The following is a 22,017-nucleotide window of genomic DNA, read 5'->3' on the forward strand; positions in this document are numbered from 1 at the left end:
CAGGCGTGGTGGTGCAGGGAAGTCGCCTTCGGTGAGAAACAGTCGCGGCGCGACTCGAGTCACCCATCGAAGGCGACACACGCGTATCTGTGCCTCAAGGTCACCGGCGACGGCATGGTTGCCTCCTTGTCCCCTCAGCCGACACCACCGGCGGGCTCCCTGCGTCATCCATATGACATGAAAGCGAGTGGCGGACTCGGCGCGATACGGGGCGGATGCCGCCGCCTCCACATCGGACGCAACGCAGGAGCCCGCACGACTACGGTCCGCCGCCTTACCCGGCTCGGCGGCCGAGACAGCACGGCCGGTACGGCACCGGAGGGCGGAGCCGACCGGCGATCCTCATTCAGCTTGCACGATGCCCTCTGGGCAGCGCCGCACCGAGAATGTCCGGGTGGGTATCGCGAAGAAGGCGAAACAACAGCTACGCGGACTGGCGCCCGAGAAGGGCACCACCCGCAAGAATCTCATCGCCGGGCTGCCCGGGGCGATCAGCAGCGTGCCCGACGGCATGGCCAGTAGCGTCCTGGCCGGCGTGAACCCCGTACACGGCCTCTACGCCAGCATCTTCGGCCCGATCGGCGGCGGCCTCACCTCGAGTACCCGCCTGATGGTCATCACCACGACCAGCGCGGCGGCCCTGGCCGCCGGCTCCGCCGTCGCGGCGGTCCCCGCCGACGACCGGCCACGAGCCCTGTTCCTGCTGACCATGATGGCCGGAGCGTTGATGGTCCTCGCGGGCATCGCGAAACTGGGCCGCTACACCAGGTTCGTACCCCACTCCGTCATGATCGGTTTCCTGAGCGGGGTCTCCGCCAACATCATCTTCGGACAGCTTCCGGACCTCGTCGGCGCCGAGGCGAGCGGGCCCTTCGCCCTGGCCAAGGCCTGGAACCTGCTGATGAACCTCGACGGAGTCGACATCGCCGCCACGATCGCCGGGCTGTCCGCCCTCGCCGTGCTCCTGGCCTTCCAGCGCACCAGGGTGGCCGCCTACTCCGCGCTGATCGCCCTGGTCGTACCCAGCCTGCTCGTGGGACTGCTGCACGCCGATTCCGTGCCCCGCGTCCGCGACGGCGGTGAGATTCCCAGCGGGCTGCCGATGCCCGCCCTGCCCCACCTGGCCGACTTCTCCCTCAGCCTGCTCGCCGGTGCGTTCGCCGTCGCGGCGCTCGTGCTGGTACAGGGCGCCGGGGTCAGCGAGGCAGCGCCCAATCCGGACCGCACGCGATCCAACCCGAACCAGGACTTCATCGCCCAAGGTGTCGGCAACCTGCTCGCCGGCCTGTTTCGCGGCATGCCGGTCGGCGGCTCGGTCGGCCAGACCGCCCTGAACGTCTCGGCCGGCGCTGTCGGACGGTGGGGCGCCATCTTCTCCGGCCTGTGGATGGCCCTGCTACTCCTGCTCTTCTCCGGACTGGTCGGCGCCGTCGTCATGTCGACGCTCGCCGCGGTGCTCATCTACGCCGCGGTCGGCTCATTCCGCATCGGCGACATACAAGCCATCCTGCGAACCGGGCGCATCTCACAGATCGCCCTGATCGCCACCTTCATAGCCACCCTCTTCCTACCCGTCGCCGCAGCAGTCGGAATCGGGCTCGTCCTATCTCTGCTCATGCAGCTGAACCAGGAGGCAATCGACCTGCGCGTCGTCGAGCTGGTCCCGCACGACGACGGCAGCTTCGTCGAACGACCCGCCGCACCCCGGCTGGAATCACGCCGGGTCGTGCTACTGGACGTATACGGAAGCCTCTTCTACGCAGGCGCCAGAACCCTCCAGGCCCGGCTGCCCGACCCCGGCCGGGCCGAGAACCCCGCCGTGGTGCTCCGCCTGCGAGGAAGAACCATGCTCGGCGCGACCGCCTTCGCCGTCCTCTCCGACTACGCCGAACGCCTCGCCACCGCCGGCGGACGCCTTTACCTGAGCGGCATCGACCCCTTGGCGCTACAGCAACTCCGAAGCAACCAGACGGTCGAACAGGTGACCGGCGTCAGAATATTCGAAGCGGACGAAACTGTCGGCGAGTCCAGCCTCCAGGCCTATCACGCCGCGAATGATTGGCTGGCGACACAACGCCGACCCGAGGCTCGATGACAGGATTCGAGGCGCTGGTCATAGCGCGACAAACAGCGAGAAAGGCTAACTCCGGATGTAACGGGGTTAGCCTTCCTCGCTGAGCATCATTTCATCGTAAGTCACGCCCGTGGGCCGCCATGCGATGTTCCGTCGTAGTCATAGTGCGGCATCGGAAGGTCCGAGATGTTCAACCACGCAGGCCCGTACGCTTCGAAGCCGGAAATTTTTGGGGGCGGAAACGTCGGATCGGTGAAGCTGCCGACTCCGGCCCCGATGAACCCCGGAGCGATGGTGAGCTCCCAGTACACGGTCGAACCGCACTCTGGACAGAAGTGATACGTAGCGCCTTCGCTGTCGCAGGAGCGGAAGGTGACCGGCTTCCCGTTGTCGGTGGGGAACGTCCAAGTCTTCGATTGCCCTGCTATCGTCACATGCTCGCTCGGAAGTCGCGTCTGCTCGCTTAACACGGTCCCCGTCCGCCTCTGGCACTCATAGCATTGGCACAGGGATATGCGTTGTGGGTCGGGTCCATCGTATACAAAGCTGAGCTGTCCACAATTGCATGAAGCTTCACGGACTGACATTTCCCCTCCTGTCGGTTGGCACCTCGATCATGGTTCTGCCGTCACGGCTTCGATCTCGCTCGGCCGCCAGCTCTTGTCGAAGAACGACTGGCCCGGGCTGTAGAGGCGCAGGATCGGGAACCAGCCCTTGCCCTCGGCCGTCTGGATCCAGTTACCCTCCGCGGTGTCCGCAGGCCGCTCCGGGGCGAACACGACGGTCGTCGAGCCGTCGTCGTCCGCGGTCGCCGCCGGTGTCGGATAGGACTGGCTACCGGCCCGCGGGAAGCGCTGCGGCGTCTGCAGCATCGAGCGGGTCTCGGTGTCATAGGCGGTGAGCGACCAGAACCGAGCCGCCGGGATGTCGGGCGGCAGGATCACCCGATAGGTCTTGGACCCGTCGAGGCGGTTCCCATCGGCGTCCTTGAAGGCGAAGACGTACTGCGACCCGACTCCGGTGAGACGCATGCACATCGCGGGTGTGACCCCGGTATACGCGTAGAACCAGGCGGCACGGGAGTGCAGCGCCCGGACGCCGGTCGGGGGAAACGGTTTGATCCCGTCTTCGGTCACGAGCGGCGGCGGCGTCTCGAAGTCGTACCCCCCGACCCACATGTTGTTTTCCCACGCCGATCCGTCGTAATACGAGAACCCTTCGGACGCACGCGGATCGAAGACCAGCGCCCGCGAGGTCGCGGTGCCGACAGCGGCCGCGTCCTCGAGGATGCGACGCATCCGCTCGTCCGGCGCGAACGGCTTGCCCTTGACGATCCCGATCGCGGCCAACTCGCCCATCAGCTCGATCTCCGTGCTGCCGACCGGCTGCTCCTGCACCAGCTCGTTCAAAAGCTCGTAGAAACCCATGTCGGTCGGCGGGATCGTGTTGAACGCCTTCCCGCTCGCCTCGACGAACACCGTCTCAGGGACGTCGAACGCCGGGCCGGCCTGCACCCGGCCCTCCAGCAGCGTGGCGATGCTCGTGCCGACGCCACCCTGGTGGTAGGGATAGATCTTCGTGGTGCGCTTGATCGTCTCGACGGTCGGCGCGGGGTCCATACGGGGGTTCTCGTTGATGAACGCGCGGCCGAGCATGAACGCCCTCGTCGTACGCGAGTGCCCGATGTGGTAGCCGCTGTCCGGCAGCGGCCCGTCATAGCCGGGCCCGACGAGCAGGTACCTGCCCCCCTCGCCGCGATCCGGACCCGGCAGGCCGAAGTCGATGATCCACCGCCACCACATGTCATCGAAGATCCCGAGCGAATGCGGCGGCGTCTCGACCACCATCGGACCCGACGAGAGATCGACGATGCCGATGCAGTAGACCGTGTCGGCGTTCGCCGTCAGGAACAGCGACTCGGACCCCAGCAGCTCCGAGAACATCAGGATCTCGTTGTCCTTCGCGCCCGCCTCGTGGAAGCCCTTGCGCAGTGCGTACGTCGAGGCTCCCGCGAAGCCATTGAGGAACACGTTCAGGGCGTGTACGAAGTCGAGGTGGTCGTACACCAGTTCACTGGTCTTGGAGCTCGGTACTCCATCGACGAAGTCGAGCGTACCGAGCCGGCTGTCGACCCGGTGCGGGACTGAGATCGACCTCAGCGTCTCGGCCGACACCCCTTGCTCCACGCTGCTACTCATTGCGACTCCCTCCACGCGACCAACCGAGACCAGCTCACGCCTGGATGAATCACGCATGTGGACTCGGCCTGACACTGCATACTGCGACGCTATGGGCCGCCGGGCAGCGCAGCGTCCCCCAGATAGCATGAGACTCTGGACCTGCCCCCCGCGCCCGCTCGATGCCGCTCACGGTGATCGACAGAGCGCCTCATCCGCGCCGGGGGATACCACAGCCGGCCGACCAGGCGACCATCGCAGCGTGGCTATCGCACTGCTCGCACTACTCGGCGTCAATCTGATCGTGATCGTCGTCCTTCTAGGTGTCACGCTGAGCCGCCGGCGCTGGGTGAACCGCCAGCCGGGCGCGTTCAAAGGCGCAATCCGCACTGTCAACGGCGAGGTGCCGGGACTGGGAACCAAGTGGACGCGTGGCTACGGCCGTTGGGTCCGCGATGTGCTGGTCTGGACGAAGGCACCATTCCTATTCCGAAATGATTTGGTCGCGGTCGACGGGCTCGCCGGAGCGGAGCGAGCCGCCAAGTCAGGCGAGGTGAAACGCCTCGGAGACGACCCCGTGATTGTTCCGCTCGCGGGCGACGAAGGCGCACGCGTCGAGGTCGCCAGTGCGGCGAAGGACCGCGGACGGGCACTCGGGCCATGGGGAGCACCCGCCGACATAACCTCCGCACGCCGGGCGGACACCGACGGGCATCCGCACCACTGAGCCCGGACTCCAACCAGGTGGCGATGACCGGATACGTCAAACCTCGGAAGCCGATAGGCCCCCGCGGGTGGGCATGGCGCCCACGCATCGGCGGCGTGCACGATACGCAAGCCCAGCCCTCGTTTGTCGAGCGGAGGCTGCGGCTGCTGGGCGCTGGGCGCTGGTTCGCTCAGGTGCGGGTATCGGATGTCGCCGTCTCATATCGTTGTAGTACATAACGAACTCACACAGAACGGTCAACGGATGACCGTCGACACCGGCGCCGAGCTCTACGGACAAAGGCCTGAAGCCGGCCGAGCGAGCTCTACGGCTGCCCCGAGAGGCCAAGGCGCCGCCCATCCTGCCGCGCGGTGCGGCAATCATCCCAGGCGGATGACGCGAGGGAGTAGCAGCGCAGCCAGTCTGGCCGTGAAGGCCGGACACGGAGGTCCACGATGGCCAAGCATGACCACGACACTCTATACCTGATCGCCGGAGCGTACGACGACACCAAACCGCGGTCGCGGACCACGAGGCGCGCGCGGCAGGGGGTCGCGTAGGGATCCGGATGAACTCGGCGCCACCCTCGGCACGGGCCGGGCCAACTTGATCGTCCGCACGGGACCCTCGCCGACCAGGTCACGGCCAACATCTAGGCAACCGATCGCGTCGTCACCAAGGCCACCGACATGGCCGGTCAGCCTCGTCGGGCATGAAGAGCGCCGGGGCCGAGCGGACGGCGTAAATCCTCGAAGGACGCTCGGCTGCTTCCCTCGTCAACGGACGGGACGCCACATGGTTGCTGAACTCACCCAGGCACTCTGGGATATGAAGACCTCGATCCCTCAGTCCCGGCCGGGGTCCGTCAGCCGCGCTGACCTCATCCAGACGGGTCGCGCGAGTGACTGCCGTGTCGTGGCCGTCACGGCGCCGGCCGGATACGGCAAGACGACACTACTCACGCAATGGGCGCTGACGGAGGATCGGCCGGTGGCGTGGGTGTCGCTGCACCGCTTCGACGACGATCCGGGCGCCCTGCTCACCCTGCTCGCCTGTGCGTTCGCCGGGGCCGTGCCGGGACACGCCGACCTCATAGCCGACGTGAGCGGCCTCGGGATCTCGGCCCTCGGCCGCGCCGCACCACGGCTGGCCGCGGCGCTGCAGGCGAGCCCGGTCCCGTTCGTCCTGATGCTGGACGACCTGCACGAGCTGGAGTCGGCAGGCTGTCACGACGTACTCGAGGTGGTGATCTCAGGCATCCCCCGAGGCGCGCAACTGGTCGCGGCGAGTCGCTCCGAACAGCCGCACCTCGCACGGCTGCGGGCGGCGGGCGATACGCACGAGTTCGTGGCGGACGACCTGGCCCTGGATGCGGAAGGCGCCGGAGAGATCTTTGCACGTACCCAGGTCCGCGTCACGCGAGAGGTTGCCGCCGCCGTAACGGAACGGACCGAGGGCTGGCCCGTCGGCCTCTACCTGGCCGCGGTGATCGCGCGCGAGAGCGGCGAGGCGCCGACGGTCTCAGGCGAGGACCCGTACGTGGCCGACTACCTGTACCACGAGGCCCTGGCGAGGGTGCCGGAGGACATTCAGAAGTTCCTGCGGCGCACGGCGGTGCTCGACCAGATGTGCGCCCCGCTGTGTGACGCCCTTCTCAGGAAGCAGGGCGCGCAGGAACAGCTGCGTCGACTCGAGGCGTGGAACCTGTTCCTGGTCCCGCTCGACCGTCGCCGGGAGTGGTACCGCTATCACCCCCTCTTCCGGGAGTTCCTGCTGGGCGAGCTGCGACGCGCCGAGCCCGGGGCGATCATGAAGCTGCACGTGCGTGCCGCCGACTGGTACGAGTCCCATGAATCGCCGGAGATCGCGTTGGAGCACTTGTTGGACACCTCCGAGCTTGGCCGGTGCCGTCAGCTGGTGGCCCAGCTCGTCCTGCCGACATACCAGGCCGGTCGCATGTCGACGGTGCAGCGGTGGCTGTCAACGCTCGGCGCCCCGGCGGTCGAGGAGTATCCGCCGTTGGCCGTACTGGCCGGCTGGATGGCCGTGATGAGCGGGCAGACCGCCGAAGCCCAACGGTGGGGCGCCGTTGCCGAGGCGGCCTCGTTCGACCTCGCCTCGCCGGACGGCGCGGCGTCATTCGATTCGGCGCGGGCGATGTTGCGGGCATGCATGTGCCCCGCCGGCCACGAGAGGATGATGGCCGATGCGACCTTCGCGCTCGCGCAGGAGCCGGTCTGGAGCGTGTGGCGGGACACCGCACTTATCGCCTGCGCCGAGGCGCATCTGCTCAGCGGCGAGGTGGACCGGGCCGCGGCGTTGTTCACCGAGACGTCGGCGGTGGCGGCGACGCTGGGCAACGCGGACACGATCGCCATCAGCGAGGCCGAGCTCGCGATGCTCGCGATGGATCACGGACGGTGGGCGGAGGCGGCCGAGCGGCTCGACGGCGCGCTCACGGTCATCGATAAGCTCGGGATGTACGACTACGCCTCCAGCGTGCTCGCCTTCGCTGCCGCTGCTCGACTCGCCCTGCACCGCGGCGATCGAGAACGGGTGGACCGCGAGCTCACGCGGGCGATGCGCGCCCGCCCGACGTGTACATACACGCTGCCGTTCCTGGCCGTGCGCGCACGGCTGCAGCTCGCCAAGATCTACCAGTCCGGCGGCGACCAGAACACCGCGCGCCATCTGATGCGTGAGATCGACGACATTCTGCTCCATCGGCCACACCTCGGCATGCTCGTCGACCAGGTGTCGGGCTTCCGTGACGTTCTGACGGCAAGCGCGCAGGCCAGCGCGATCGGCGGCTCGCCGCTCACCCCAGCCGAGCTCCGGCTGCTCCCGTACCTGCAGACGCACCTCACCATCCGGGAGATCGGCGAGCGGCTGTTCGTCTCTCGCAGCACAGCCAGCTCCCAGATCGGCGCGATCTACCGCAAACTGGGGGTTGCACTACGCAGCGAGGCGGTACAACAGGCAACCGCGATCGGCCTGCTGGGTGGGTAACCGCCGTCCACCACGACTCAGATGGCCGCCAGCCACCTCAGGACAACGCGAGCCCCGGCGTGCTTGCCTCGTCCACTGACATCGCGTCACTGTCCAGTCCTCAGCCGTACGCTTCTCAGAGCCTGATCAGACGCTCTACCCCGAGGCTGTAGGAAACGCGTCAGTGCCCGCTACGGAGGACGAGCCGGCCGTTGCGAGGCTCGGTCGGTCGATTGTTGTCGGGATAGCCGTTGTACCCCGGAAACTGCATGATCCGCAGGTGCAGCCTTTGGACAGCTGTCGCGGACACCGTCGTCGGCTGCTCGGCCACGAACCATCGGACACCCTCGGTGCACGGCGGTGTGGTGAGCGAACCGGCGTAGGTGAGGTAGCGGGCGACCGCGGCCCGACCGGCATGGGATCGGACAGTCAGCAGATCGGTCGGCCAGACGGTCGTTCCGGTGTCCCGTTCCTCGCCGGCCACGGGCGGCGCCGCGGCGGCGATCCGGTCGACGAGCGCGTTCGGGTGCCTGCCGATGTTCATCAGGATGGCGACCACGGCCAGCCGGCCCGTCGAGTCCCGGTGCACCAGGTGCACCTCGAGATCGGCATGACGCCCGCGCACCGTGTGCTCACTCGGCGCGTGGAAGTGGAACTGCTCGAGGTAGTAGACGTCGTTGCCGACTCGCAGTTCCGCGCCCACCTCCGCGGCGATCGGCACCTCGATCACGTGCCCGGTGTTCTCCACCACCAGCGGCGCGGCCGGGTCGTCGAGCCGCAACGGGGCCAACCGGGCGGGGCGCGTGACGGTGAGGTCGACCGGGGACTGGGCCTGCCCCGATGCGCAGGCCTCGAAGCTCGGGTCCACCCGCCCCCAGGCTGACGGGCCGTGAACCGTGTCCGCGACATCATGGTTCCAGGCCGGCGCCTCGGCACCGTGCGCGGCGCCGGAGGCGAACGGGCTGACGACCAGCAACCCGGCGGCGAGTGCGGCACCGACCCGGTGGGCGCCGATCCAAGGTGGACGAGACATGAGAACCTCCCGGTTTCCGGCGAATGCTGCCCCGTCCCACCAGACCTGACAGGGCAGCATCGCCTCGCGTTGGTACGGCTACCTGAAGGTCACCGACGACGGCTGACTCGCCTGGCGGTACGCCTGCCGGTGCGACGGGCGACTCTGCGTGATCCGAACATGCTGGTACTCCCTCCTCGTGGATGGCGGGCGCAGATCAGGACTTCGCAGCGCCAGCCGTTTCGACCTCGTGCAGTTCCTTGGCCTCCGCCGCCGACAGGATTCCGATCTCGACCAGGTCGAGCGGGCTGATGAAGCCGTCGGACAGGCGTACGCCCCCGGCCCGCAGGACCGCGTCCCGCAGCGGGACGGCCCACTGATGCTCGAGCAGGATCAGCGCGGCGGCGGAGCCGTTGGGGATGTCCTCGAGGACATCCCACGCATCCGCGTCATCGAACACCTGCACACCGTCGGCGGCCGCTTCCGCGCCGGCGGCGGCACCCTTGGCGAATCCCTCCTCGCCCTCAACGCCGAGGCCGATCAGCGCGCCGATGACGCTGCCGAGCTCGACCGCCTCTTCCTGGGTGAGGTTGCTGAGGTGTTCGACCGCCAAGGCCCCATCGGCGTCCTTGTACACCACGAGCGAGTCGATCACCCGAACCGTGTCGCTCTCGCGCAGGCGCTCCAGCTCGGCGATGATCTCGCCGTGGAAGTCGGGGTTCGGGAACCCCAACACGACCAGTTGAACAGGTCCGACTGCCATGGTTGGCTCCTTGTTCGATGCTGCCGTACCGGGCAGTCGGCTTCTCTGAAGGACTGCCTGAGCTGTCATCTCAAGCCGACACCACCGACGGGCGTCCTGCGTCATCCAGATGAGACGAAAGCAATCGGTCGCGCCCTGCCCGGCCGACACGACCGTCCCAGGTGGAGACGGCATCGTGCCATTTCGTTCGATGTGAGCGAGGCGGGTCGGGGCCGGAGAGACGACGATCGCGGTAGTGGCAGAGGGTGAACCACGAGGCGCAACGGCGCCGGCGGTCCCCGCCGCATGGCAGGAGGGCAAGCATGGATACCGCAGCCGTGGCAGTGGTCATGTTGGTGGTCTTCGCCTGGGGTCTCTTCTCGGCGCGGCTCAGTCGCGCGGACCTGAGCGCGCCCATCGTCTTCGTCACGGTCGGGCTGCTGCTCTCGTACGGCCTGCAACTCGGCGAGGCGGACGAGTCGCGGGAGATCGTCAAGGTGCTCGCGGAGGTCACCCTCGTCTGGGTGCTGTTCGCCGACGCGTCCCGCGTCGGGATCCGGAAGTTGCGCGCCGACGCGGGCCTGTACACCCGGCTGCTCGGCGTGGGGCTCCCGCTCACCATCGCGGCCGGGGCGCTGCTCGCGGCCTGGCTCTTCGACGGCCTGGGCTTCTGGCTGGCCCTGCTGGTCGGAGCCGCCCTCGCACCCACCGATGCCGCGCTCGGCGCAGCGGTGATGTCCGACCCCACCGTGCCGGAACGCGTGCGGCGGACCCTGAACGTGGAGAGCGGCCTCAACGACGGCATAGCCACCCCGGTAGTGACGGTCGCGATCGCCGGCGCCGTCGCGGCCGAGAGCATCCAGGGCGCGCAGGTCGTCGGTGACGCGCTGATCGATCTGGCGATCGGCATCGCGGTCGGCATCGGCGCCGGCCTGATCGGGGGCTACGCGATGCGCACGGCACGCGACCGCGGCTGGGTTTCGGAGGATTTCACCGGGCCGGGCGTGCTGGCTCTCGCGCTGGCCGCGTACGCGGGCACGCTCTGGCTCGACGGCAACGGCTTCGTCGCCGCGTTCGTCGCCGGGCTCGTGTTCGGCCACGCCGCCGGACGCGGCGGCGTCAAGGAGGTCTTCTACGTCGAACAGACCTCCGGACTAGTGTCGCTGCTGACCTGGCTGCTCTTCGGCGCCATCGCCGTACCGATCGTCCTCGCACAGGCCGACTGGCAGGTGATCGTCTACGCCCTGCTCAGCCTCACCGTGATCCGCATGCTGCCCGTGGCGCTCGTCCTGATCGGAACCGGGCTGAGCCGGCCGACGGTGGCATTCATCGGATGGTTCGGGCCACGCGGCCTAGCCTCGATCATCTTCGCGCTGATGGCCGTCGAGGACCTGCACAACGACGCCGAACGTGCCGTAGCCGTCATCGGCATGACCGTCCTGCTCAGCGTGTTCGCGCACGGCCTGAGCGCCAAGCCGCTCGCAATCCGGTACGGGGCCGGCGCAGCCGCTCCCATACCAGACGCACAGCGAACGCCTGAACAACTGCCGGTTCGCGGTTTGACCCGCCGGCACCCGGCGTTGGAGACGACGCGGACGGAGGCGACACCCGAGGCTGAGTCATAGCGCTTGCCGGCGCGGTCAGCGGAATCTTGTCCAGCTTGAGCTGCTCAGCGGGGCCATCTTGACTGAGCTTTTTCAACGTGGCCCGGGCGGCGGCGCCTGGCGGAGGTCGACGGCCCGGATATCTCTGGCCCGAGGCCAGGTTGAAAATTTGCTCACTGCGTCACCGTCGGGCCGCCGGCACTTGCCCGGCCGGCTCCGCCGCCGGTGGTCTCCGGGCTCTTGCGTGGCGTACGTCGGGTCAACGCGAGGGTGGCGATGTGGGCGACGACGACGCCCAGAATGATCAGGGGTGCCACTCCGGCGCCGCCGTGGGTCATCAGCAGGGCGAGGACGATCGAAGCCAACGGAAGCTTCAGCACCGAGACGACGGCGGCGCCGACCAGTACGGCAATCGCGGGTGCCTGCGCGACGTTGACGAAATGCGAGGCCATGATGCCGCCGACCAGGCCGAGGAAGATCGCCGGGAAGGTCGGGCCGCCGCGGGCCGCACCCAGGGAGATCGCCCACGCCAGGGCCTTGCATAGGAGTAGCAACGCGAACAGCCCCAGGGACAGGGAGTCCTGCTGCTCCAGAACGTCGGCCATCGCGTGTTCGCCCGAGAACAGGACGGCGCCGGCGCCCTTGCCACTGACCTGAGCGAAAAGGATGGCCAGCGCTCCCACGAGCAGGGCCGCCACCGGGAAGAAGACGAACGGCCGCACCGCGACGATGCGTTTGGTCAGCTTCGCGAGCCGGAACACCAGGAACACGACGATCGCCGCGGCCAGCGCGAGCGGGATCGTCCACAGCAGGTCGACGAAGGTCGGCACCGGGTAGGCCGGCAGGTGAAGCGGTGGCATGGCGAACGCGTCGGTGTTCAACCCGCTCAGGGAACCGAGCCCGACGAACAGCAGGGAACCGACGCCGGCGGCGATCAGGCCGGGCAGCAGGATCAGGGTGAGGGTGGCGCCGGCGAGCCCGGCGGCCTCGAGGACGATCACTGCTCCGATGACCGGAGAGCCGAAGACGGTGGCCAGCGCCGCGAAGCTCGCTGCGGCCCCGAGCACCTGGGTGGCCTGGTCGGGGACCTTGCTGCGGGACAACCGGATGAGAAACACGGCCACCCCTCCGGCGAGAGCAATGAGCGGCGACTCCGGCCCGAGCACCAGGCCCAGGCCGATGGTGGCCAGCGCCGCGATGGCGACACCCGGCAGCTCGTCGGGTGTCGTGAGTGTGCCGGTCGTCAGGCCGTCGGACGGCTCATGACCGCCGTGACCGGGCAGCCTCGTTACGGCGAAAGCGATGATGAGTCCTGCGATCAGGAGCACTGGTAGCGGCCACCACCACGGCGCCCGGTGGAAACCGAGAGCCTCGGGCAGATCGACATACACCCATTCCTGTGTCAGATGGGTGAGCTCGAGGAATACCCAGGAAGCGAACGACACGACCAGGCCGATGACCGCCGCCGCGACGAGGAGTAGCCGATACTGCCTGCTGCGCATCAGCTCGACCGGGTCCATCTGATCGGCCCGTGCACCGGACGGTGACGACGCCGCGGCGCGTGGCTCATCCTCGGCGGCCATCGTGCCCCCTCTACGACGTACTCAATGTTATCGACCACCGTGACGCGGGCCTTGCCCCTTACTGAACATTGGACTAGACCCCTAGCGGCGCAGGACCGGGGATTTCTCCCCATGCGGCGCCGCGGCGTCCCACCCTGCTTGGGCGACTGCCATTTGCTGCTCAAGTACGCGTCTCCGGTCACCCTACTAGCCGACCCCGATCAGCAGGGAGGTCTCACAACAGCCTGACAGGGAGGGTCGGGGTGGATAAGATTTAACGCCAGAGCACTGTCACCGCCGATGTGGTGAGCTCCTATCCCCGTCGAGTTCATCGATCCGCCATTCCTGCGCGCGCAGGGGAGGACGGTTCCACACGCGTGGCGATCAACTGACATCAGGAGGAGAATACGGTGCCTATAAAGGAATCAAGTCCGGATGTCGTGATCATTGGCGGCGGATTCGCCGGAGTGACGACCGCACGCGAATTGACGATGCGTGGGCGGACCGCGGTGCTGCTCGAAGCGCGCGATCGGCTGGGCGGCCGGACCTACACATCGGACCACGACGGCCATGCGATGGAACTCGGTGGGACCTGGGTCCACCCCTTGCAGCCGCACGTCTGGGCCGAGATCGACCGCTACGAGGTGGAAACGGAAACCTTCCCGGTACTGGAAGGGCTGCGGCAGGCGGTCGTATCCGGCGGCCGCGTGGTGGACCTGTCCGACGACGATCTCACCAAGGCGGTCGAAACGCTCGACCAGTACTGCGCGCCCGGCACGACGCTGTTCCCCGAGCCGTACACGGGAACCTGGGGTCCGGACCCGCAGAACCTGGACGATCGATCGATGCGCCAGCACCTGGACACGCTGAAGGTGGCGCCGGAACTCCGCGACTGGGTCGAAGGGATGTGCTGCCTGACCGCGTTCGGACCACTCGATCAGGCCGCCGCGACCGAACTCTTCCGGCTCTACGCCTTGTCGGGGTGGAGCGCGGCACAGATGCTGGCCGCGTTGTCCGCGACGAAGCTGGTGAAAGGCACCCGCGAGCTGATCGGCGCCATCGCCGCGCAGGCGAGGCTCGCCGACATCCGCCTCAACTCACCGGTACGGCGCGTGGTGCAGAACGGCGAACACGTCCGCGTCGAACTCACCGACGGCGACACGGTCACCGCACCGACCGCCGTGATCACACTCCCGATGAACGTACTGAACACCGTGGAGTTCGACCCGCCCCTGTCACAGACCAAGCGGACCGCGTCCGCCGAACGGCATGCCGGCGCCGGCATGAAGTGCTACGTGCGGGTCAAGGGCGACATCGGCAATGTGGCCGTGATGGCCCCGGAGGCTCAGTCGGTGAATTGGTTGGTGACCTACGACCATGACGCGAACGGTTCGTGGCTGATCGTGTTCGCCGCCAACCCGAAGCGGCTGCCGATGAGCGGCTTCGACGATGTTGCCGGCATGCAGGAGGCGCTGCAGCCGCTGCTGCCCGGAGTCCAGGTGGAAAGCATCTACGGATGGGACTGGAGCAACGACCCGCACGCACTCGGCACCTGGTGCATCTACCGGCCCGGGCAGCTGACGCAGGTGCTCCCTGAGCTGCGCACCACCGAAGGCCGGCTGTTCTTCGCCAGCGGCGACTCGGCGGTATCCTGGCGCTCCTCCATCGACGGCGCCATCGAGAGCGGCTACCACTCCGCCCAGCACGTCGACGAGTATCTGACCGCCGCCGGCCACCAGACTCTGTCCCCCGCCGGACTCAGGTCGCCGGTCAAGGCCTGACCTCGACATTCTGTCGCACACCGCCACCGCCACCGCCCCGAGCCGCAGACAGGTGACGGACGCCGGATCTGGCCAACGAATGGAATAGACCGTCGCGCCGCAGAACCGCGGACTTCTCCACGCGGGGTCGCAGCGTAATCGGATACGACCGCGGCCTTCCCTCCCCGCTCGGGCGACTTGCTGCTGCTCACGCGTCTCCAGTCACACCCTACAAGCCGACCCCGATCAGCAGGGAGGTCTCACAACAGCCTGACAGGGAGGGCCGGGGTGGATAGGATTGGGCGACAGAGCATTGTCGCCGCTAATGTGGTGGGCTCCTATCCCCCTTTGAGTTTCGATTCGCCATTCCTGCCGGTGCGCAGGGGAGGCCGATTTCGCACGCCCGGCGATCAGCTGAAATCAAAAGGAGAATACGGTGTCCATAAAGGATTCAGGCCCGGATGTCGTGATCGTCGGTGGCGGATTCGCCGGAGTGACGGCCGCGCGCGAATTGACCGAGCGTGGGCGCAGCGCGGTGCTGCTCGAAGCGCGTGACCGGCTGGGCGGCCGGACCTACACGGCGGATCACGACGGGCACGCGATGGAACTCGGCGGCACCTGGGTCCACCCCCTGCAACCACACGTCTGGGCCGAGATCGACCGCTACGGCGTGGAGACCGAAACCTTCCCCGTGCTGGAAGGGCTGCGGCAGGCAGTCGTGTCCGGCGGCCGCGTGGTGGACCTGTCCGACGACGACATCGCCCAGGCAATCGACGCGCTCGCCCAGTACTGCGCGCCCGGCACGACGCTGTTCCCCGAGCCGTACTCGGAAACGTGGGGCCCGGACCCGGACGGCCTCGGCGACCGATCGATGCGCCAGCACCTGGAAACGCTGAACGTGACGCCGTTGCTGCGCGACTGGGTCGAGGCGATGTGCAGCCTGCTCGCGTTCGGGCCGATCGATCAGGCCGCCGCGACCGAGTACTTCCGGATTTACGCCTTGTCGGGATGGAGCGCGGAACAGATGCTGGCCGCGTTGTCCGCGACGAAGCTGGTGAAAGGCACCCGCGAGCTGATCGGCGCCATCGCCGCGCAGGCGAGGCTCGCCGACATCCGCCTCAACTCACCGGTACGACGGATCACGCAGAACGACGACCACGTCCGCGTCGAACTCACCGACGGCGACACGATCACCGCACCGACCGCCGTGATCACACTCCCGATGAACGTACTGAACACCGTAGAGTTCGACCCACCCCTGTCACAGACCAAGCGGACCGCGTCCGCCGAACGCCATGCCGGCGCCGGCATGAAGTGCTACGTGCGCGTCAAGGGCGACATCGGCAACGTCGCCGTGCTGGCCCCCGAGGCCCAGTCGGTCAACTGGGTGGTGACCTACGACCATGACGCGAACGGTTCGTGGCTGATCGTGTTCGCCGCCAACCCGAAACGGCTACCGATGAAAAGCTTCGACGACATCGCCGGCATGCAGGAAGCGCTGCAGCCACTGCTGCCCGGCGTCGAAGTGGAAAGCATCGTCGGCTGGGACTGGAGCAACGACCCGCACGCCCTCGGCACCTGGTGCATCTACCGGCCCGGGCAATTGGCACAGGTCCTACCGGAGCTGCGCACCACCGAAGGCCGGCTGTTCTTCGCCAGCGGAGACTCGTCGGAATCGTGGCGCTCCTTCATCGACGGGGCCATCGAAAGCGGCTACCACTCCGCCCGCCACGTCGACGAATACCTGACCGCCGCCGGTCACCAGACCCTGTCCCCCGCCAGGCTCAACTCGCCGATCAAGGCCTGACCTCGACCTCGCCCTCGCGCCGCAGGCACACTCTCCTACCCTCGGCGGAGGGCGACGCTATCGAGGCCGGACAGCGGGCGGGCGGTGCCGGGCGTGGCGGCCGCGGTCAGCAGGTCGTGGATTCGGTCGAGTAGCTCGTCGGCGGTGAACGGCTTCTGGATCAGCTCAGTGTCGTGATCGATGCCATGCTCGGCGCCCAGCAGGCCTTCGGTGTACCCGGACATGAAGAGCACGGGTAGCTGGGGTTGGCTCTGCTGGAGGAGCTTGGCCAGCGTCGGGCCGGGCATAGTGGGCATGATGACGTCGGTGAGCAGCAGGTCGAAGCGCTTGTGCTCGATCTCCTGCAGCGCGCTCGACCCGTCACTGGCCGCGGTGACGGCGTAGCCGTGCTCCCTGAGGATGCGCACGACGAGGTCGCGCACGCCGTCCTGGTCCTCGACGACGAGCACGTGCTGGCCGTGTGCGACGGGCGGGCGCGCCGGAGCCGGCGCGTCGATCTGTGTCGCCGGATCGGCGGCGACCGGGAACAGCAACCGGAACGTGGTGCCCTCACCGAGTTCGGATTCGACGCCGATGCCGCCGCCGGCCTCGGCGACGATGCCGTAGACCGTGGCCAGCCCCAGACCCGTGCCCCGGTCTTGGGGCTTGGTGGTGAAGAACGGCTCGAAGATGTGGGCGGCGACCTCCGGGGCGATGCCCGTGCCGGTGTCGCGGATCAGGAGCTGGACGTAGGGCCCGGGTCGAACTCCCGGGTGAATGCCGGGCTGAACCTCGTCGACCTCGGTGACGCCGGCCTGCGCGACGACGGTGCCCCCGTGCGGCATCGCGTCGCGTGCGTTGATGATGAGGTTGAGCATGACCTGTTCCAGTTTGGTCCGGTCGGCCTCGACCATCAGGGGCTCTGGTGTCAGGTGCACGACCAGTTCGACCTGCTCGCCGAGCATCGGGGCGAGCAGGTCGCGGGAGCCGGCGAGGATCGTGTTCAGGTCTATCGCCTCGGTGTCGGTCGGCTCGGACTTGGCGAATATCAGCAGTTGGCGGCAGAGCATCCGGGCGCGGTCGGCGGCACTGCGCACCCGGGCGAGGTCGTCCTGCGCGCTGCCGACGCCGGCGCCCTGTTCGATGGCGAAGTCGGTGTAGTTGAGAATGATCGAGAGCAGGTTGTTGAAGTCGTGTGCCACGCCACCGGCGAGCCTGCCCAGGCTCTCCAGCCGTTCGGCCTGCGCCGACCGCTCACTCATCAGGCGTTCGCGGGCCTCCATGGCCCGCTGGGCGGTGAGGTCCCGATGGGTGACGCAGACCTCGAAGACGCCACCGTCACGGTCGCGCAGGCCCGCGACGCTGGCGGACACGATCGCGGGGCTGCCGTCCTTGCGCTTCCGCTCGATCTCGAAGTCCTCGATCCGGTGCTGGCGAACCAGCCGAGCCATCAGGGAGATTTCGTCCGCCGTGAGGCCGAGCATCGTGACACTGCCGCCGATCGCCTCCTGCGCCAGGTATCCGTAGATGCGTTCCGCGGCCGGATTCCATCCGGTCATGGTGCCGTCCAGGGAGCAGGTGATGATCGCATCGCCCGACGACCGGACAATCTCCGCCAACCTCGCCTTGCCCTTGGCTTCCCGTTCCTCCGCGACCTGCCGACTACGCGCCAAGACGATGCACACCGCGGTGATGCAGGCGGTGAGCAGCAGGCGCTTCATCTCCTGAGAAGTAGGCGACAGCGTCGCGGGGGTGGAGATCCACAGGGCCAGCAGCATTGTGTAAGCACCGATGGCGGCGACAGCGCGGGGCCTGGCGGAACCCACGGCCAGGCACGGTCCGACCGCCATCATGCTGAATAACAACTGCTGCGTTGCCGGCGCCACCACGGCCGCGATGGCCGACACGGTGACGGCCGCCACGGCCACGGTCAACAGGGTTGCCGACGATGACATCGAGCCGCGATCGGCGTCGCCGGCAGGCGCGAGTCGCGGGCGGCGCCCACGCATTGATATGTGGAACATAGCCGGACCCCCACGCAGGCAGCCTCAGCCGTTCACGCGCGACCCCAGGCTCCCCTTGCGCTCTTTGTGAAGTATGCCCTGATAACCCAAACCGTACCCGCGTGGCGTCGACGACGGAGGCCTGATCGGTCGTTCGCCGACCCGCCGCTCCCCCAACAGGCCCTCGGTGTACCCGGACATGAAGAGCATGGGCAGCTGGGTTTGGCATTGCTGGAGGAGCTTGGTCAGCGTCGGGCCGGGCATGGTGGGCATGATGACGTCGGTGAGCAGCAGGTCGAACCGCTGCCGGTCGACCAGGTGCAGCGCGCTCGGTCCGTCACCGGCCGCGGTAACGGTGTAGCCGTGGTCGTCGAGGATGCGCACGACGAGATCCCGTACGCCGTCCTGGTCCTCGACCACGAGCACGTGCAGGCCGTATACGGCGGGCGGACGTGTCGGTGCAGCAGCCGCAACGTGGTGCCCACGTTGAGTTCGGAGTCGACGCTGATTCCACCGCCGGCCTCTGTGACGATGCCGTAGACAGTGGCCAGCCCCAGGCCCGGAAGGTCTTCGCCTATCTCGAACGCTGCGGGATCTCACGAGAAGACGCGGTTACCCCCGAGAGGACCGGGAGGACCTCGGCGGGGACAAACAGCGATTGGTTCTCGCGTTCTTCGACACCGAGGACGCCGCCGATCAGGCGGCGAGCGCGCTGAGGGACTGGGAGAAGACCACCGAGTACATGAAGGTCGACGCCGTCGGCGTGCTCGTCAAGGACGACGACGGCAAGGTCAAGGAGCACAAGCTCGGCAAGCGCGCCGGCAAGCGTGGGATGGGCGTCGGCGTCGCCCTCGGCCTGATCGCGGCGATCCCCTCCGGCGGCCTCTCCCTCGTCGGCGGTGTCCTCGCAGGCGCCGCCGGAGGCGGAGTCATCGGCGGGTTCTTCCACAAGGGCCTGATGATGACCGATGAGGATGCCTCCCGGATCGGCCGCGAGTTGGACGCAGATCACGCAGCGGTCGGTGTGCTCACCTGGGACTTCCAGACAGAGGCGGTGTCGGAGAAGCTCAAGCAGCTGGGCGGGGTCCCTGAGACCCATGAGGTGGCCAAGGTGCCGCACGACGTGGGTTGACATCACCCAAGCGGCGAATCCTCGAAGGGGCGGACATCGTTCGCTCGAGGAGGCCGGTCTCAGTTCATGACCAATTCGGGTACGAGCGCGATGGCGATGAAGCGTATCGATCGCCCGACGAGGCAGACGGCACCGAACGTGGCGGCCGACATGTGGGTGCCGGCGGCGTAGACACTGGTCAGCAGCAGCGGCGGTACGCCGAGGAGCGCGCTCAGGAAGACGGTCGGCGCCGCGACGACGGGTCGGTCCAGAAGGACTATCAGCCGCTTGGACGCGACACCTACGTACCGGGTGGCGGCCCTCGACCAGCGCCGGAGCGCAGGCGGTACGGCGCGATTCAGGGCCGCGGCCAGGCGTTCCCGGGTCGCCGCGACGCGCCGACGAGTGCGTGCCCAGGTGCGGCGCGACGGCGAACCGTCCGCCGATCCGGATCCGGGCGCACCGGTGCGCCGTCCCAGCGAACGCCTGAGCCGGCTCGACCGGATGACACCCCGCGCAGCAAGGAAGGTCAACAGCTTGCCGGCCGTCTGGCCCAGCCCGGCCGCGATGCCGAGTGCCACCGGATCGGTGCCGGTCGTCGTGACCGCTGCGACCAGGTACGCCTCAATCGGTATGGCCGGAACGAACGCGGACACGGCCGCGACCGCGGCGGTGGTCACGAAAGCCGCGATCATCGGATCCGCGGATCCCGAGCGCGGCGGTCAGAAACGGCGATGGGCGGCGTCGGCGACCACCGCCTGACGGCCACGACCGACGCGGTCTCGACGACGACGCCCGAAGCGGGCGTTGACGGACGGAACGGCGGAGCGGTCACCAGGCCGACGATGGCGTAGGCGTGACACGCACCGCAACCCATGACGCAACAAGCCCGCGAGACCGACCGCCAACCGTCGTGACCGTGCGGCATCGATCGCTACATGAACATCGACTGGTGTTGTTGCGCCGGCGTGGACACCCGTTCAGTCGATCCCTCGTCACATGCTGAGGTCTTCGAGGGATGCCGCGAGTGGGTGGGGTTGGCCGGTCATCGCGGCGAGGGCGGTGGCGACGGCTTGGAGGTCGGCTTTGATGTACGTCGTGGTGGCCGGCCCTGTGTTGTCGGTGTGCCCGGCGTAGGCGATGCCGTAACCGAATTTGCGTTCGACCCAGGTCAGGGTGGTGTGACGCAGCCAATGGGTCGACACGCTCTGGGCCGCGACCCAGGGCAGCCGGTCGCCGATGCGTTTCCAGAGGTGGTCGTAGCGCCGGGCGGTAACGCAGCAGTTGATCGGTCGGCCCGACCGCGCCGCGTGTCGCGGCGTGTTCCACGAGGCGGGCAGCGAGATCGAGGGTGACCGGCTGCCAGCGCAGCGTCTCGCCCTTCTCCTGCAGGAGAACCAGGCCGTGAACGGTGTCGAGGTCCATCAGCCGCAGGGACAGGGCGCCGCCGCGCCGACAGGCGGTCTCGGTGTGCAGGCGCAGCAGCAGCGCGTCCAGCACGGCATCGTTACCGCTGGTGCGGACCACCTGGTTGATCTCGGTCAGCTCGTGCGGTGTCAGTGCCCGGCGTGGGCTCGGCAGTCGTCGCGGCTTCGACACCTGATGCGCCGGGCTCGCAGTGGCGGCAATGAGACCGTCGGCGATAGCCCGGTTGAACATGGCCCGGGCCGCGGTGATGGCGTTCTCCCCCGCGTGTCGGCCACCCCTGCCGTTGCGCCGCCGGCGAGCGGTACGCGCGCACTCCCGCTGGAAGGCCTCGACGTCCGTCGCGGCGATCGACGTCAGCGGCCGGTCGCCCCACGCCGCGACCATGCGGTTCCAGTACGAGCCATAGCTGCGATTGGCTGCGGCACTCGCGGCCGCCCGCACACGCGGTAGATACTCGGCCACGGTGGTCGGGTCCGAGTGCTCGACCAGTAGGTCGGCGACGCTGATGGTTCATAGCATGTTGCTTCTGGGGCCCGGTCAGGCGATACGGCGCAGTTCGCGCTGGTACCGACCCGCCAGGTCCCGGTAGAGCAGCACCGCTTCGGCAATCCACTTCGTCAGGTCGGGCACCGGACGGGCACGGGCGGGCACACCGACGGCGATGTGCCCGGCCGGGACCAAGGCACCCTCCGCCACCAGGGCCGCCGCCGCCACTGCCGCCGTGGGCTCCAGCGTCGCCCTGTTCAGCACGACCGAACCGGATCCGACGAGGCAGTCGTCGCCGATCACGCATCCCTCGAGGTGAGCGTTGTGGCCGACGACGCAGCGCGCCCCGACGAGGGTCGGCCACTGCTGCGTGGTGTGTACGACCGTGCCGTCCTGCACGGACGTGAGCTCGCCCACCTCGATGCGGCCGTAGTCGCCCCGCAGCACCGCCGTCGGCCAGATCGACGCCGACGCCCCGATCGTGACCGCGCCGATGACCACCGCATCCGGGTGGACGAAGGCCTCGGGATGAATGTCGGGGACGAGATCCCCGAGCGCATAGATCACCATCAGCCCTC

General features: G+C 68.1%; 17 protein-coding genes. 7 read left to right on the forward strand and 10 right to left on the reverse strand.

From position 1 onward, the window contains the following. Positions 1-394 precede the first annotated feature (394 nt). Positions 395-2,095 (forward strand): SulP family inorganic anion transporter, encoded by a 1,701-nt coding sequence (locus tag BJ971_RS27930; RefSeq protein ID WP_203709740.1) that lies wholly within the window; start codon positions 395-397, stop codon positions 2,093-2,095. 101 nt (positions 2,096-2,196) lie between these two features. Here BJ971_RS27930 and BJ971_RS42560 read toward each other — a convergent pair whose 3' ends face one another. Next, positions 2,197-2,661 carry a GFA family protein gene (locus BJ971_RS42560; RefSeq protein ID WP_184996169.1) on the reverse strand — a complete coding sequence of 155 codons (465 nt, stop codon included), beginning with the start codon at positions 2,659-2,661 and terminating at the stop codon, positions 2,197-2,199. Positions 2,662-2,688: 27 nt separating this feature from the next. Further along, complete coding sequence (locus tag BJ971_RS27940; protein WP_203709742.1) at positions 2,689-4,272, reverse strand: DUF1254 domain-containing protein; 1,584 nt, start codon at positions 4,270-4,272, stop codon at positions 2,689-2,691. 241 nt (positions 4,273-4,513) lie between these two features. Here BJ971_RS27940 and BJ971_RS27945 point away from each other — a divergent pair, with 241 nt between their 5' ends. Next, positions 4,514-4,978 (forward strand): DUF2550 family protein, encoded by a 465-nt coding sequence (locus BJ971_RS27945; RefSeq protein WP_184996171.1) that lies wholly within the window; start codon positions 4,514-4,516, stop codon positions 4,976-4,978. 774 nt (positions 4,979-5,752) lie between these two features. Further along, positions 5,753-7,966 carry a LuxR family transcriptional regulator gene (locus tag BJ971_RS27950; protein WP_184996172.1) on the forward strand — a complete coding sequence of 738 codons (2,214 nt, stop codon included), beginning with the start codon at positions 5,753-5,755 and terminating at the stop codon, positions 7,964-7,966. Between the two features lie 160 nt (positions 7,967-8,126). Here the strand turns inward: BJ971_RS27950 and BJ971_RS27955 are convergent, their stop codons facing one another. Both BJ971_RS27955 and BJ971_RS27960 read right to left on the reverse strand, forming a co-directional pair. Further along, positions 8,127-8,978, reverse strand: a complete 852-nt coding sequence (locus BJ971_RS27955) for a carbonic anhydrase (RefSeq protein ID WP_184996173.1) — start codon at positions 8,976-8,978, stop codon at positions 8,127-8,129. A 196-nt stretch (positions 8,979-9,174) separates the two neighbouring features. Next, on the reverse strand, positions 9,175-9,825 hold the full coding sequence (locus BJ971_RS27960; RefSeq protein WP_239087864.1) for a hypothetical protein: 651 nt from the start codon (positions 9,823-9,825) through the stop codon (positions 9,175-9,177). A 197-nt stretch (positions 9,826-10,022) separates the two neighbouring features. Between BJ971_RS27960 and BJ971_RS27965 the strand changes: the two genes are divergently transcribed. Then, a complete protein-coding gene (locus BJ971_RS27965) occupies positions 10,023-11,324 on the forward strand; it encodes a cation:proton antiporter (RefSeq protein WP_184996174.1) in 1,302 nt (433 codons plus the stop codon). 152 nt (positions 11,325-11,476) lie between these two features. Here BJ971_RS27965 and BJ971_RS27970 read toward each other — a convergent pair whose 3' ends face one another. Then, positions 11,477-12,886, reverse strand: a complete 1,410-nt coding sequence (locus BJ971_RS27970; RefSeq protein ID WP_184996175.1) for a chloride channel protein — start codon at positions 12,884-12,886, stop codon at positions 11,477-11,479. 389 nt (positions 12,887-13,275) lie between these two features. On the opposite strand from BJ971_RS27970, the gene BJ971_RS27975 reads away from it, so the two are divergent. Both BJ971_RS27975 and BJ971_RS27980 read left to right on the forward strand, forming a co-directional pair. Further along, entirely contained in the window at positions 13,276-14,646 is a 1,371-nt protein-coding gene (locus BJ971_RS27975; protein ID WP_184996176.1) for a flavin monoamine oxidase family protein, read from the forward strand. Between the two features lie 415 nt (positions 14,647-15,061). Next, positions 15,062-16,432: a flavin monoamine oxidase family protein gene (locus BJ971_RS27980; RefSeq protein WP_184996177.1), complete on the forward strand. Its 1,371-nt coding sequence runs from the start codon at positions 15,062-15,064 to the stop codon at positions 16,430-16,432. Positions 16,433-16,467: 35 nt separating this feature from the next. Here the strand turns inward: BJ971_RS27980 and BJ971_RS27985 are convergent, their stop codons facing one another. Then, the gene (locus BJ971_RS27985; RefSeq protein ID WP_184996178.1) at positions 16,468-18,339 is read right to left on the reverse strand and encodes a hybrid sensor histidine kinase/response regulator; all 1,872 of its coding nucleotides are present in this window, start codon (positions 18,337-18,339) and stop codon (positions 16,468-16,470) included. A 120-nt stretch (positions 18,340-18,459) separates the two neighbouring features. Continuing rightward, on the reverse strand, positions 18,460-18,840 hold the full coding sequence (locus BJ971_RS27990; RefSeq protein ID WP_184996179.1) for a response regulator: 381 nt from the start codon (positions 18,838-18,840) through the stop codon (positions 18,460-18,462). Positions 18,841-19,072: 232 nt separating this feature from the next. Here BJ971_RS27990 and BJ971_RS27995 point away from each other — a divergent pair, with 232 nt between their 5' ends. Next, on the forward strand, positions 19,073-19,546 hold the full coding sequence (locus BJ971_RS27995) for a DUF1269 domain-containing protein (RefSeq protein ID WP_184996180.1): 474 nt from the start codon (positions 19,073-19,075) through the stop codon (positions 19,544-19,546). Positions 19,547-19,605: 59 nt separating this feature from the next. Here the strand turns inward: BJ971_RS27995 and BJ971_RS28000 are convergent, their stop codons facing one another. The 3 genes from BJ971_RS28000 to BJ971_RS28010 form a co-directional block, all read right to left on the reverse strand. Further along, positions 19,606-20,220 (reverse strand): hypothetical protein, encoded by a 615-nt coding sequence (locus BJ971_RS28000; protein ID WP_184996181.1) that lies wholly within the window; start codon positions 20,218-20,220, stop codon positions 19,606-19,608. Positions 20,221-20,520: 300 nt separating this feature from the next. Continuing rightward, positions 20,521-20,730, reverse strand: coding sequence for a hypothetical protein (locus tag BJ971_RS41660; RefSeq protein ID WP_239087791.1), 210 nt, complete (start codon positions 20,728-20,730; stop codon positions 20,521-20,523). Positions 20,731-21,490: 760 nt separating this feature from the next. Then, entirely contained in the window at positions 21,491-22,009 is a 519-nt protein-coding gene (locus BJ971_RS28010; protein WP_184996182.1) for a gamma carbonic anhydrase family protein, read from the reverse strand. Positions 22,010-22,017: the final 8 nt, after the last annotated feature.

This window comes from Amorphoplanes digitatis (genome assembly GCF_014205335.1).
Lineage (GTDB): Bacteria > Actinomycetota > Actinomycetes > Mycobacteriales > Micromonosporaceae > Actinoplanes > Actinoplanes digitatus.

Bases quoted from the DNA above. Each gene is read 5' to 3' on its own strand.
- BJ971_RS28000 (WP_184996181.1), bottom strand. From the start codon at position 20,220: ATGATCGCGGCTTTCGTGACCACCGCCGCGGTCGCGGCCGTGTCCGCG.
- BJ971_RS42560 (WP_184996169.1), bottom strand. From the start codon at position 2,661: ATGTCAGTCCGTGAAGCTTCATGCAATTGTGGACAGCTCAGCTTTGTA.
- BJ971_RS27970 (WP_184996175.1), bottom strand. From the start codon at position 12,886: ATGGCCGCCGAGGATGAGCCACGCGCCGCGGCGTCGTCACCGTCCGGT.
- BJ971_RS28010 (WP_184996182.1), bottom strand. From the start codon at position 22,009: ATGGTGATCTATGCGCTCGGGGATCTCGTCCCCGACATTCATCCCGAG.
- BJ971_RS27940 (WP_203709742.1), bottom strand. From the start codon at position 4,272: ATGAGTAGCAGCGTGGAGCAAGGGGTGTCGGCCGAGACGCTGAGGTCG.
- BJ971_RS27965 (WP_184996174.1), top strand. From the start codon at position 10,023: ATGGATACCGCAGCCGTGGCAGTGGTCATGTTGGTGGTCTTCGCCTGG.
- BJ971_RS27960 (WP_239087864.1), bottom strand. From the start codon at position 9,825: ATGACGCAGGACGCCCGTCGGTGGTGTCGGCTTGAGATGACAGCTCAG.
- BJ971_RS27955 (WP_184996173.1), bottom strand. From the start codon at position 8,978: ATGTCTCGTCCACCTTGGATCGGCGCCCACCGGGTCGGTGCCGCACTC.
- BJ971_RS27950 (WP_184996172.1), top strand. From the start codon at position 5,753: ATGGTTGCTGAACTCACCCAGGCACTCTGGGATATGAAGACCTCGATC.